The 14,202-nt window shown below is 44.8% G+C and carries 6 protein-coding genes; all 6 read left to right on the forward strand.

Annotated elements, in window-relative coordinates:
- Positions 1-15: 15 nt before the first annotated feature.
- The 6 genes from BACINT_RS06660 (at position 16) to BACINT_RS06685 (ending at position 14,193) form a co-directional block, all read left to right on the forward strand.
- On the forward strand, positions 16-3,042 hold the full coding sequence (locus BACINT_RS06660) for a DNRLRE domain-containing protein (protein ID WP_007661622.1): 3,027 nt from the start codon (positions 16-18) through the stop codon (positions 3,040-3,042).
- A gap of 128 nt (positions 3,043-3,170) precedes the next feature.
- The gene (locus tag BACINT_RS06665) at positions 3,171-6,230 is read left to right on the forward strand and encodes a SusC/RagA family TonB-linked outer membrane protein (protein WP_044154810.1); all 3,060 of its coding nucleotides are present in this window, start codon (positions 3,171-3,173) and stop codon (positions 6,228-6,230) included.
- Positions 6,231-6,248: 18 nt separating this feature from the next.
- A complete protein-coding gene (locus BACINT_RS06670; protein ID WP_007661626.1) occupies positions 6,249-7,853 on the forward strand; it encodes a RagB/SusD family nutrient uptake outer membrane protein in 1,605 nt (534 codons plus the stop codon).
- 42 nt (positions 7,854-7,895) lie between these two features.
- On the forward strand, positions 7,896-9,716 hold the full coding sequence (locus BACINT_RS06675; RefSeq protein WP_007661628.1) for a BACON domain-containing protein: 1,821 nt from the start codon (positions 7,896-7,898) through the stop codon (positions 9,714-9,716).
- Positions 9,717-9,736: 20 nt separating this feature from the next.
- The gene (locus BACINT_RS06680; protein ID WP_007661631.1) at positions 9,737-11,287 is read left to right on the forward strand and encodes a hypothetical protein; all 1,551 of its coding nucleotides are present in this window, start codon (positions 9,737-9,739) and stop codon (positions 11,285-11,287) included.
- Positions 11,288-11,808: 521 nt separating this feature from the next.
- Complete coding sequence (locus BACINT_RS06685; protein WP_007661634.1) at positions 11,809-14,193, forward strand: DUF2264 domain-containing protein; 2,385 nt, start codon at positions 11,809-11,811, stop codon at positions 14,191-14,193.
- Positions 14,194-14,202 lie beyond the last annotated feature (9 nt).

Raw genomic sequence — 14,202 nt, forward strand, 5'->3', positions numbered from 1 at the left:
ATTAAAAGATAATTTATGAGCTTGAAGAAACAACTATTTTTAGTCTGTGGTGCTATTGTTATGCCCTTTTTAGGGCTACATGCAGATAATGTCAATGTAGCATTACACAAACCGGTCACTGCCTCATCGCAGCAGAAAGAGTTTCCGGCATCCAATGTGACGGATGGAATCGTTTCGCGTAAATCTACCTGGATGAGTGGTAAAAGTGCGCGTCCGCCCCATACACTGGATATTAATCTCGAGAGATATTATAATATAAACCGGGTTGTTATCTATACAGGAATTCCGGATGCCGAACAAACAGAGCAGGAGAAAGGAAAAGCACCGGGATTCTGGTCGGTGAAGAATTTTAAGATTCAATACTGGGATGATGCCAATTGGACGGACCTGCCGGATACGGAATGCACGGAGAACAGGTTGGATAAGCTTGAGTTCACCTTTCATCCGGAGTTGCTCACTTTCCAGATTCGTCTGGTATCTACCGATGGTGAACCGATCCGGATTAATGAGTTTGAAGTATACGGTAAGGAAAAGGCGGGTATGCCGATTCCTGTTACTACAGGTGAAGCTCCAAGAGCTTTCCAGGAACCTTTGGAAAAGGAAATGCAGGTGACGGTGGCTAAAGAAATTATTGGTAAGTCCATGAAATATGTGGCTTACAATCAAGGATATTATTTACCCGGAAGTAATGTTTCCGGTTGGCTTGAATACTCTAATGTGAACAGTGTGCGCGTATGGACTTCTCTGAACGATTATATTCCCCAGTCCGTTGTGCTCAATGATAAAGAGCTTTCTACATTGGAGGCTTTTGAGTCCTGTAAGAATGAGTTGCGAAACAATCCGGAGCATAATCGTTTCATTCAATGGGAAACTATTCTGGCGAAGTGTGGGGAAGCACATTTTTCTACCAATTCCATGGTATTCGAATACACGTTGAAAGAATTGAAACGCCTGAATATCGATGCTATTCTTCAGATAAATTCCACCGATTTTGATGGAACGTGGAGTAATAAATGGAAGCAGTGGCAGCGTTTCTATGCATTAGCTTTTTATGCGGCTAAGACAGGGGATGTAACCATGTACGCCATGCACAACGAACCGAATCATCGCCATGCCGGACCAATGAAGATCACCCAGTATGTAGATGCCATGAAAATAGTTTCGGATGCTGTTTATTGTGCCGTGCAGGATGTGAATAGGCTGTATGGGAAGAATCTGAAATCACGTTTTGTGAGTCCGGTTACAGCGGGTTCCAATACAAACTGGTGGGCCGAAGTCGTGAAGAATCTGCGTATTGACTATCGAGGCTTGCCTTCGGACAGGGACTTGATGGATATATTTTCTACCCACTCTTATAATCTTCCGGCAGCAGGTTATGCGTCCAAGGTTTCTGATATAAGAAAGATTATAGTGGAAAATCATCCTTTGAAACAACCGCTTCCGATCGTTTATACGGAAACAGGGCGTTGGATGAATGCATATCTGATCGATAAGGAAGAGACGATGGATTCTCCTTCCTTGTTCACAGAGTGGGCCGGTGAATATACAAACAATACACTCAATCAAGGGTATGGAATGTGGGCTTTTAAGTTTGCCAATACTACCAGCGGAACATATCCGCGTGGCATTAAGTCAGGACATCACTTTATCTGGCAAGGCAAACGGATTGTGGAGGATGCCTATACCAATGTGGCATTGGGTAAGAAAGTAATGGATCTGACTTCATCTCGCCCAGTAGCGGTGAAAGTAGTAACCGATGGTAATAAGGCAGATGCTTCCATGTGGGTGTCTCAAGATACAGATGCAGAGAAATGCCTGGAAATCAATCTGGGAAAAAGTACTTCATTGGGTGGGGCTGTAGTCTATACGGGTTCGGCATATGGAGTTTATACGGCTCCCGACCGGGTGAAGAAATTCCGTTTGCAGTATTGGGACGGTACCGAGTGGGCGGATATAAAAGAAACCGTTGAGAAAGATGCACGTTATGCTCAATCCTTTTTTCTGTTCGATGCTCCTGTAACTACTTCTAAAGTCCGCTTTGTTGCAATGGATAAGGGGAGTATCAAAGTGAGGGAAATCAAACTGTTTGATGCGGAGTCCGTCAAAGAGATTCCTTCCTCTTTTGATATAAGTGGCATTCAGCGTACGGGTGAAGTTGTTCGCCTGTTTGCAAAAGGATTTAAGGAAGAACGCCCGTTGCTGAATACTGTGAAGTCGGTTGCTGATAATGATGTGGATGCAATAACTTCTTTTAATCCGGAAGAAATGAGATATTATGTATGGCTGGTACAACGGAAACTCTCTTCAAACCATCTCACATTGGACCTGAAGTCGCTGAACCTTCCGGTAGGAACCAAGGTGATTGCCGAGGAAGTAAGTGCAAATGCTTATGGTGAAGTGGTCTGGATAAAAGAAACCTCAGAAGAAGGACAGCTTTCGTTTGAACTTCCTGCCCAGAGTGTAATGCTCCTTACCATTCCTATCTGTTCCAATGCTACAAAGACACTGGTGGCAACGGCGGATGCAACCGTTAAGGCCGGGGCAAATAGTGAGAAAAACTTTGGTAAAGCCAAAGTGATGAATATAGAAATGAATGCTTCCCGAGCCAATGGCAATCAGGTTAGCTATCTCAAGTTCGACTTGTCGGGTATGAATAAAGAGGAAATGAATGCCGCTATACTCCGGTTGTATGGCAGTTCGTCAACCAAATCTCCCTATCGCTTCCATGTCTACGCGCTGGATAATAGTAATTGGGACGAAAGTACCCTGAACTGGAAGAATGCCCCCAATCTGGAAAAAGACCAGGTGCGCGTAACCGATGTAGGTAATGCGGCACATGTAGCCGGTGAGATAGTTGTTACTGAAACAGCATCTTGGCATCAGCTTGATGTCACTTCATTGATACGCAAATGCCGGCAGTCGGAAATTACATTTGTATTGATCAGGGAAGTCCGCCAATTGGGAGATGATTCTGATAATAATAAGAATAGTTCTTTCGGAACCAGGGAATCTGTGAATAAACCGGCTCTGATAGCGTGGTAAGCGGAAAAGATTTATTTCGTTCGTACGATTGTGCTTTCTTTCCGTATGATTTTTAGATTCCGATTCTGTGTTTTATGCGAATTTTGTCTTGTTCCTTTATTTAGTAATATATAAATCTAATGTATTAAATGAAAAACTGTTGTTTTAAACTAATCTTATCGGTTGTATTTCTATTGATTATGACCGATGTACATGCGCAGAACGTGCGGGTAACAGGTGTTGTGTCTGATACGCAAGGTCCGTTGATTGGCGTGAATGTTCGCGTGAAAGATTCTGCAACTGGTGTGATTACCGATATAAACGGTAAATATTCTCTTGAGGTACCTTCGAATTCTACACTTGTGTTTTCGTATATCGGTTATCTGAACCAAGAGCATAAGGTAGGTAATAAAGGTGTTATTAATGTAGTCATGGTAGAGGATACCAAACAACTGGAAGAAGTTGTAGTCGTGGGCTATGGCTATCAGCGGAAAAGTGATGTCGCTACTTCTGTCGCTTCGGTTAAGACGGATGAACTGAAAAGTTACCCGGCAGGAAACGTAGCTGATATGCTTCGTGGACGCGTGGCCGGTGTTAATGTAACAAGTTCGTCGGGAAGGCCGGGTTCCAATCCTAATATTACGGTTCGTGGTAACCGTTCTATCAGTGCATCCAATACTCCTTTGTATGTTATCGATGGTTCTATCTCAGACAGTGAAGAATTCAGTACGCTGAGTGCGGAGAACATCGAGTCCATCGAGATTCTGAAAGATGCCGCTTCGCAGGCTATCTACGGTGCCCGTGCCAGCGATGGTGTTATCTTGGTGACAACGAAACGTGGTAGCCAGGGTAAGATGGAGGTAAGTTACAACGGATATGTAGGTATACAGTCTTTATGGCGCAACTTTGATTTCTACTCACCCGAAGAATATGTAATGTTACGGCGTGAAGCAAAAGCCAATGATAAAGGTGTGATTGATGCACGCGAAATATCCATTGCCGAAGCCTTGGGAGATGATGTCATGCAGCAAGTGTGGGCAAGCGGACAATTTATAGATTGGGAGAAAGAGATGTTGAAGAATGCACTCTATCACAATCATGACGTAACATTGCGTGGCGGAAATGATAAGATACGGATGGCTGCCGGTGTCAATTACTTCGATCAGGACGGAATGGTAACTACAGGTTCTGGTTATCAGAAGGCGGCTTTTCGCCTGAATGTGGATTATAACATTAATAAGTGGATTAGCCTTGGTGTAAACTCGTCTTATGCTCTTACCAAATCCGATCGTGAAGACGGTAGTTTCAGCGAGTTTATCACCCGTACTCCGATTGCACAGATTTATAATGAAGATGGTAGCTATTCACGCTATATTAATTCTAATAATGATGTCAACCCGTTCTATAGAGCGGAAAACTATAAGCGTGAGATTTCCACCAATAGTTACCGTTTGAATGTCTTTCTGGAGTTGAAGCCTTTCAAAGGGTTCAATTACCGCCTGAATACATCGTTCTATAACAGAGAACAGGAAGATGGCGAAGCAAAAGGAGTGAATTATCCGGGTGGTGGAGCTACGGCTAAACTGACTGACAGGGAAGACAGAAGTTATCTGATTGAGAACATCTTTACATACAATGTCCCTATTAAAGACCAGAAGCATAAACTGACGATTACCGCAGTACAGTCTGTTGACCATAAGCAGACAAAGCAGTTGGGCTATGCTACCGACCAATTACCGGTGGATATGGATTGGAACTTCATAGCAAACGGACAGTTTACAGGTTCTCCCATACGCTCCTTTACCGAGAATAACCTGGTTTCTTTCATGGGACGTGCTTCTTATATCCTGATGGATAGATATATTATGAATGTTGCAGTCAGAAGAGACGGTTCCAGTCGTTTCGGAAAAAATAACAAATGGGGTACATTCCCGTCTGTTGCCCTTGCATGGCGTGTGAACCAGGAGAAGTTCCTTCAGAATGCAACCTGGATCGATAATCTGAAACTACGCTTGAGTTATGGTATTGTAGGTAATCAGAACGGTATCGGTAATTATACAACTCTTGGTCTGACTGACAAACTCAGATATGAGTTTGGTGATAATTCCTATATGGGTTATCTTCCCGGAGCAGAACTTACCAATCCTAACCTGAAGTGGGAACAATCCAGAACCGTCAACATGGGCTTGGATTTTGGTTTGTTCCGAAACAGACTGTCGGGTACCATTGAGTATTATAAAACCCGGACTACCGATTTGCTTGTTTATCGTGGATTGAATTCAGCCTTAGGTTACGAAAAGATGCTTGATAATCTGGGAGAAACGAAGTCGAGCGGTATTGATATCAGTGTTAGCGGTGACGTGATTCGTACGAAAGATTTCACATGGAGCCTAGGAGCTAACTTTAGTCAATACTCCAATGAGATCGTTAAGATTGACGATCAGGTGGATGAGAATGGAAAACCGTTGAGCCAGCCTGGAAATAACTGGTTTGTAGGTAAACCTATCAATGTATATTACAATTATGAACCGGACGGTATTTATCAATACACTGATTTTGATATTACCCGTGATGCTTATGGCAAACTGACATATACCTTAAAACCAACCATTGATACGGATGGAGACGGTATACCCGACAAAGTTCTGGTACGTCAGGATGCAGTGGCGCCGGGTTCTGTGAAAGTGAAAGACCTGAATGGTGACGGGAAGATTACGGCAGACGACCGTACACCCATCTCCAAAGACCCGGACTTTACCCTGTCATTGAACACAAGTCTTAAATGGAAAGGCTTCGACTTCTTTATGGATTGGTATGGAGTATCCGGACGCAAGATTCAGAATGCCTATCTGTCGGATGCAAACAGTGGTGGTTCATTACAGGGAAAATTGAACGGTGTGAAGGTGAATTACTGGACTCCGTTTAATCCTTCAAATGACTTCCCACGTCCTACCCATAATTCGAATGTGACGTATCAGAGTGCCTTGGCCATACAAGATGCCTCTTACATCCGTTTGCGTACTTTGCAACTGGGATATACATTCCCCACCGCTTGGATTAAGAAAATCCAGCTTCAAAAGTTAAGAGTATATGCAACCGCTACGAATCTTCTTACGTTCACAGACTTCCTGTCGTATAGCCCGGAGTTGACTCCCGGTGCATATCCTGAGTCAAGACAGTTTGTGTTTGGAGTAAATTTGTCATTCTAATTATTAAAGACCGAAAAAATGAAGAAAAGATTATATATAGCAGCTTTAGCAATTGCAGCAATTGCGACGTTGCCTTCCTGTGAAGACTTTCTTAATCCTGAATCGAAGACAGACATCACTTACAACTATCTGATAAGTACTCCCGATGGTCTGAGCCGCGCCGTGATAGGATTATACAATATGGAGAGACAGATAGCCAATGGAGATGGAGGTAACCTGTACGTTGTAAATATGTGCGACTATAATACGGACATCATGGTATTCCGTGCCGGAACCAGTGCAGCTATTGCCCGTCTCAATACGCTATTGCCTAACAATAGTGATATCGAATCATTCTGGACACACCATTATTCCATTATTGGTAAAGCCAATGAAATCATTGTAAGCGCCGAGAACTTGGGGCTTGATGACGAAGTTGTCCATAAAGCATGGGCTGAGGCTAAGTTCTTCCGCGGGCATGCATACTTTGAGCTATGGAAACGTTTTGAACGTCTCTATCTGAATACACTTCCTACTACGGTAGATAATCTGGTGCGTGACTATAAACCGGCATCTACGGAAGAAATATTCAATCAGATTAAAGGTGACCTGGAAGATGCAATAGCCACTCTTGCCTGGGACATTCCGAATAAGGACTATGGCCGTATCACTAAGGCGGTTGCCAAACATGTGAGAGCGCAGGTAGCCATGTGGGAAAAGGACTATGATAAAGCAATAAAAGAGTGTGAAGATATCTTCAGGGATGGCACGATGTACTCCATGATGCCGAAGACGGAAGATGTTTTCAGCGGGGCGGACCTGCGTAACTCCGAAGTGCTGTGGTCCTACCAATTCTCAGAGAACCTGGGAGGTGGTGGAAGCGGTACTCCATTGATGGGACACCGTCTTGCCATTATTACCACTACCCGCTATCAGTCTAATGCCGGATGTACCTTTGAAGCAGCTCAGGGTGGTTACGGTTGGGGACGTGTTTATCCGAATACTTACTTATTCGGTCTGTATGATAAGGAAAAGGACACTCGCTATGAAAAGCTCTTCATCCACAAGTTCTATTACAATGATCCCACTAATGCCAATTATGGCAAAGAGATACCAGCCGATTTGTATGGCAGTTCTGCCGGATACCTAGAGAAACTGCATCCGATGTCAAAGAAGCATTTTGACCAATGGACCAATACTACACAGCCTGACAGGACTTCCAGTTTCAAAGACCTGATCGTTTACCGTTTGGCAGAGACCTACCTGATGTGTTGTGAGGCTTACTTCCATCGCGACGGCGGTTCGAGTTCCGAAGCCATCGAATACTATAACAAGACGTGGAGCAGGGCAGGTAATGCTCGTGAGAACGGTCCGCTTACCCTTGATATGATTCTGGATGAATATGCCCGTGAGCTGCATTTCGAAGGAGTACGCTGGCCATTGCTGAAACGTCTTGGACTTCTCTACGACCGGGCTCGTGAACACTCGGGCGACTTGAAGTCGGAAGACCCGTATCTGGATACCGATTATGCCTTGTGTCGTGATTACTTCGTGAAAGGCAAACACGAAATATGGCCTATACCACAGAAGCAGATAGACCTGATGGGAGCAGAAAACTTCCCGCAGAGCGATCCGTGGAAATAGGAGAGTTGACTTTAAATTATAAATTAAAAACAGAATCATAATATGAAAAAACTAACTCTGGTTTCATTGATTTTGAGTATGATACTGATTTCATGTAAAGAGCGTGGGGAAGTGCGTATCATGCCGGAATTTAATTATGACCAAACCACTATAAACATATCGAAGAATGAAGGTTCTTCTGTAACGGCTCTTATTTATACGACGGAGGGTGAGGTTACCGCCGAGTATACGGCAGACTGGCTCTCGGTAGATGTGAATCCGAAACGTGCCATTTATAAAGCTACGGCTGCCAATGAAACAGGTGAACCGCGTTCGACTGTCGTGAAGCTGGTTTCCGGAGAGTTCTCTGTAGACGTAACAGTGACTCAATCAGATAAAGATGCTTCGGAAGAGAAGGCATTGAAAGTGGGACAAGTGACAGAAGACGGACTCGGTATGATATTCTGGGTTGACCCGTCTGATCCGGAATCCGGAAAGGCTATCTCACTGGAACGTTGGGGCGGCAATCCGTATGAAGCATCTATCATGCCACATGGTGCTCTGTCAGCAGTAGACGGCCCGGCGAATACAGCCCTGTTTGTAAATGCAGGCCCTAATGATGCTGCCGCCTTGTGTACAGCATTGGGAGAGGGTTGGTATTTACCGGCATCCAATGAATTGCTCGATTTGTTTGACGCATACAATGGTATCGGGCATGAAGATCCGGCATTCACCAATGCAGTGCCTGCCAATATCAGCGATACGGAAAAAGCGGCCCGTGCCATGTTCGACCAGTACTTGACCGATTTGGGTGGAGCTGTTATAAATGCAGCGGCTGATACAGGTAATGGTGAAAGCTACTGGGCAAGTACGGAAAGTGAAGATGGGCAGAAAGCAAGATACGTCCGCTTCGGTAAGTATGGATTTGACTTTGGTGCCAAGACAGGTACAAGCCGCTTCGTACGTGCCATGAAAGTGATAGGTAACTATAAGTTCCCCGAAGAACCTGCGACACTGACCGTTACCCCTACCCAGGTTGGACTGACCAGTGAAGCCGGTGCCACGGCAGAGTCTACCGTAACTACGAATAAGAGTTCATATACGGTAACCATTGAAGGTGATGGCTCCACATGGCTTTCTGTAAGCAAGGCAGAAAACAAGATTACATTCACCGCTTTGTCGGAGAATACCACGGATGGTTCGCGTACGGCGACTGTGACCGTCGTAGCCGGTTCCGGTGAAGGCCAGGCTACGGCTACCATTACCGTAAGCCAGCAGAAAGCTATAGCTGTGGAACCTTTCAAGATAGGCGAGTATGTGACGAAAGATGGGGATACGGAACTTGCTGAAGGCGGTATTGTGTTCTGGGTGGACCCGGCAGATCCTTCCAAAGCCAAGATCGTATCTTTGAAACGAGAGAGCCTGAAGTGGACGAACGGTTTTGCAGAAGGTTTTGGGGTAACGGACGGTGAAAATGGATATGCCAATACGCAGACTATAGCGCAGAGTGAACATGCAGCGGATATTCCGGCTATACAATATTGCAAGGAGAGAGGAGAAGGTTGGTATTGGCCGGCAAGAGACGAGCTGATAGCCTTGTATGATGCCTACAACGGAAATCATAGTTCAAGTTTGCTTCCCGGTCAGCTTCCGGCGGAAGAACAGGCTGCACGTGCTGCATTCGATAAGGTCTTCACCGATCATGGCGGCATTCTCCTGAATACAATGGGGGATACGGAAAACGGTGACAGTTATTGGGCAAGTACGGAGACTACCGACGGTAAGAAAGCTTGTTATATACGTTTTGGTAAATATGTCAGTACTAATAACGCCAAGACCGGAAGTGCGCGTTATGTTCGTTGTGTGAGAAGTGTTTCCAAATAAAATCTTTAAAGGCAAATATCATGAAAATAAAATCATTTTATATAACGGCATCCTTTGCGTGTCTGTTTATGTTGACTTCATGTGTAGACTATGAAGTGAAAGATCCTAACTTCATGCCGCCGGACGTTGTTCTGGACGAAGGTGACGACGATGAAATTATAGAGGGGTTGCCGACTCCCGGAGAAATGCAGGCTTACAGTCCTTCACTTCTGGGTAAACCGTATCGTCCGATCAAAGTGAAATATTCGAGCCAGTTTCCACCGGTTGCCAGTTGGACTGAAGCAAATACCCGCATCGTGGCTTATATGGGCGAGTATAAGCCAAGCATAAAAACAGAGAGTGACTACAAGGCTATCACCAATAAATATGGTAGCCTTACCACAGGTGCCAAGCAACAAGCCACAGGACGCTTTTATGTGAAGAAAGTCAACGGTCGTTGGTGGATTATCGATCCCGAGGGATATCCTCACTATGAAAGAAGTGTGACTTCCCTCAGGTATGGTTCTTCTTCGCGTAATAAGGAAGCTTGGAACAAGCGTTTTGGCAATGATAATATGTGGTTATCGAAGACGCAGGCAGAACTGGCCTCTATCGGCTTTCATGGCACCGGTGCTTTTTGTACCAATACATATAGTAAAATTCAGGCGCATAATCAAAGTAATCCCAATGCACCTATGACTCTTGCACCTTCGTTTGGCTTCCTCAGCCAGTTTAGATCGCAGAATGGGCATGCCTATCCAGGAAATACTTCTGATAATGAATTGGGGCTTGTGTTGTACAGTGATTGGGCGGACTTCTGTAAATCTTATATCCGTTCGGCTATGGCGTCTTATTTGAATGATGCAAATGTATTGGGATTCTTTTCGGACAATGAGATAAATTTCTCTTCACAGAATTCAAGAATTCTGGACCGTTTTCTGAAACTGACAGACCGGACGGATATCGCTTATCTGGAAGCTAAGAAGTTTATGGAAGAGAAAAATGCAACAAGTGTGACCGATAACCTGAATAGTGAGTTTGCCGGCAGGTTGGCCGAACTCTATTACAAGGGAGTTAAGGAAGCCATCAAGGAGATTGATCCGGGAATGATGTATCTGGGAACCCGTCTGCATGGAACACCGAAATATCTGCAACATGTGGTGGCTGCTGCGGGCAAGTATTGTGATATCATCTCTATCAATTACTATAGTCGTTGGAGTCCGGAGCTGACTACCTATGTGAAGCAGTGGGGTGAAGATTGGGCGGATGCTCCCTTTATGGTTACTGAGTTTTATACAAAAGGTGTGGAAGATTCTGACCTGAACAACCAGTCGGGTGCCGGATTCTCTGTTCCCACTCAGAATGACAGGGCGTACGCATACCAGCATTTCACTTTGGGTTTGTTGGAAGCCAAGAACTGTGTCGGCTGGCATTGGTTCAAGTATCAGGATGATGATGGTACGGATAATAGCAGTAAGCCCGCTAATAAAGGGGTGTATGACAACTATTACGAGATGTACCCCTATCTGAGTAAGTTCATGAAGGAAGTGAATTACAATGTTTACAACCTTATTGAGTATTTTGATAAATAAACAGATTTATCAGATTGACATTTTGCATTTCTAAAGCCCCGGGAGTCTCTGCTTCGCAGCCCGGGGAGAGGAGGCTTGCAAATTCGCGAATGAAAATCTATATTTGTCAGATTATGAGTTGGATATATAAATACGTACAACTCTAAAAAACGGGAAATAGCTTGTTCGGGCTCTTTGACTATAAGGCTTTTGCAGAATGTATGCTTCTTTGGTACAGAAACTATATACCTAATGTGCAGGAACTATATATCTGACGCGTTGGAACTATATATCTGATACGTCAGAACTATAGATGCAATCTGCAGAATATAGAGTTCCTGTACATAGAATATGTATAACGGGTGTATATTATGCAATATTCCGCATTTATATTCAAACCCAAGAGGCATTGACAGTCTGTTTGGTTTTTCCGGATAAAATGCGTTGTAAGGTAAAAGCCTGTTTCCCTCTCTTTTTGTAAAGACAAATAGGAAATTCAGGTATTATAAGAAATAAAATAATAAGTATAAACCTTTAAAAGGATGATGATGAGAAACGGAAATAAAGTTTTAGTTATAGGTTTGGTTCTGTTGGCAGGATTCGCCTCTTCGGCATCGGCAGTGACAAAAGGTATGAAAAAGGTTGTTGAGGATGCGCTCGACTTCTCTGTCAGACAGTCAATGTCCATGTTCGGTGAGATGAAAGACCAGAAAGGCATATTGCCCAGAACGGCGAAGGATGGAGAGATGATTACCTGCGATTCCGGTTGGTGGACAAGTGGTTTCTATCCCGGTACGTTATGGTATTGTTACGAGTATAGCAATGATCCGCAGGTGAGGGCAGCCGCCGAAGAAATGACTTCGCGTGTAGAAAAGCAGAAGTATACGACCAGCAATCACGATGTTGGCTTTATCATCAATTGCAGTTTCGGCAATGGCTACCGCCTTACCCGTAATGAAGCTTACAGGGAAGTGATAGAGACTGCGGCCAAATCCTTATCCACCCGCTTCCATCCGGTGACGGGTTGCACTCGCTCGTGGAACAGCAAGAAATGGCAGTTCTCCGTAATCATCGATAACATGATGAATCTGGAACTTTTTACGGTAACCTCATCCATGACGGGAGATAATTCTTACTATAATAAAGCAAAGTCTCATGCCGACCGTACAATGATCAATCATTTCCGTCCGGATGGCAGTTCATTCCACGTGGTTAGTTATGATACGATTACAGGAAAGGTGCTGAACCAAGTGACACACCAGGGCGTGGGTGATCAATCTGCTTGGTCGCGTGGTCAGGCATGGGGATTGTATGGATTTACTATGATGTACCGACAAACGGGTAAGAAAGAGTATCTGGACCATGCTATTAAAATCGGTAAGTACATTATGAATCACCCGCGTTTGCCTAAAGATAAAATCCCTTACTGGGACTTTGATGCTCCCGACATTCCGAAAGCTGATAGAGATGCTTCGGCTGGTGCCATTATGGCTTCGGCTTATGTGGAGCTGAGTACTTATGTAGAAGGCGAACTGTGCAAGCAATTCCTTGCAATAGGTGAACAGCAAATAAAGTCGTTGGCTTCTCCGGCCTATCGTGCCAGGAAAGTAGGCGATAACAATCATTTTATCATCAAGCATTGCACTGGTTTCATGGCAAAGCAGTATGAGATAGATGCTCCATTGACGTATGCCGATTATTATTTTGTAGAGGCTTTGCTTCGCTATAAGAATTTGTTGGAAGGGCGTCCGGTAGTTGAGACGATTACGGCTTTCTCTGAAAATCCGGATCGTTCTGCCTGGTTGAGTTCACTCCATCGTATCTCCTATCCGTTGCTGACAAATATGGCGAAAGGTGAACTTCGTAAAAATATGCCGGTTGAATCTATCGCCGCTGATATGCAGAAAAGAAGAGAAGTGACACATCTGGAAGCTTTAGGCAGACTGATTACAGGTATTTCGGCTTGGCTGGAACTGGGGCCCGACAATACGATAGAAGGTAAACTGCGTGCCCGGTACATCGATCTGGCGTTAAAGTCGATTACCAATGGAGTTGATCCGGAATCGCCCGACTACCTGAACTTCAATAACGGACGTCAACCCTTGGTGGATGCCGCTTTCCTAGCTCATGGATTACTGAGAGCCCGTACACAACTGTGGGATAAACTGGATAAGACCACTCAGGAACGGGTAATCAAGGAACTCAAATCATCAAGAGTGATAAAACCTTCCGAAACCAATTGGCTGTTTTTCTCGGCAATGGTGGAGGCTGCCTTAAAGGAATTTACCGGCGAGTGGGAGTATGACCGGGTGAAATATGCCTGTGACCGCTTTGAACAGTGGTATAAAGGAGATGGCTGGTACGGTGACGGGGCCGATTTCCATCTGGACTATTACAACAGTTTCGTTATCCACCCGATGATGGCGGAAGTGCTGGGTGTGATGAAGAAACACCAGATAGAAGGTGCCATACCTTACGAACTTGAACTCGAACGTTATGCCCGCTATGCAGAGCAACAGGAAAGAATGATTTCTCCCGAAGGGACTTTCCCGATAGTGGGTCGTTCATTAGCTTACCGTTTCGGGGCTTTCCATGCCTTGTCCGACGTTGCTTACCGGAAATTGCTTCCGGAAAGAGTGAAACCTGCACAAGTGAGATGTGCACTGACAGCAATTATCAATCGGCAGACACAAGCTCCCGGAACATTCAACCCCGAAGGATGGCTGCGGGTGGGCTTTGCCGGCTATCAGCCTCATATTGGAGAGAGTTATATTTCAACAGGTAGCCTCTACTTGTGCTCTGCTGTGTTCGTAGCCCTCGGTTTGCCGGAATCAGATGAGTTTTGGGCTTCGCCTGCAGCAGACTGGACTTGCAAGAAGGGATGGGCAGGCGTCGATCTGAATGTGGACAAGGCCTTGAAGAAATAAGGATGAATT

The organism is Bacteroides intestinalis DSM 17393, assembly GCF_000172175.1.
GTDB lineage: Bacteria > Bacteroidota > Bacteroidia > Bacteroidales > Bacteroidaceae > Bacteroides > Bacteroides intestinalis.

What these genes read in the sequence shown, in the direction of transcription:
- BACINT_RS06685 (WP_007661634.1), top strand. Translation starts at nt 11,809, where the DNA reads ATGATGATGAGAAACGGAAATAAAGTTTTAGTTATAGGTTTGGTTCTG.
- BACINT_RS06660 (WP_007661622.1), top strand. Translation starts at nt 16, where the DNA reads ATGAGCTTGAAGAAACAACTATTTTTAGTCTGTGGTGCTATTGTTATG.
- BACINT_RS06675 (WP_007661628.1), top strand. Translation starts at nt 7,896, where the DNA reads ATGAAAAAACTAACTCTGGTTTCATTGATTTTGAGTATGATACTGATT.
- BACINT_RS06670 (WP_007661626.1), top strand. Translation starts at nt 6,249, where the DNA reads ATGAAGAAAAGATTATATATAGCAGCTTTAGCAATTGCAGCAATTGCG.
- BACINT_RS06665 (WP_044154810.1), top strand. Translation starts at nt 3,171, where the DNA reads ATGAAAAACTGTTGTTTTAAACTAATCTTATCGGTTGTATTTCTATTG.
- BACINT_RS06680 (WP_007661631.1), top strand. Translation starts at nt 9,737, where the DNA reads ATGAAAATAAAATCATTTTATATAACGGCATCCTTTGCGTGTCTGTTT.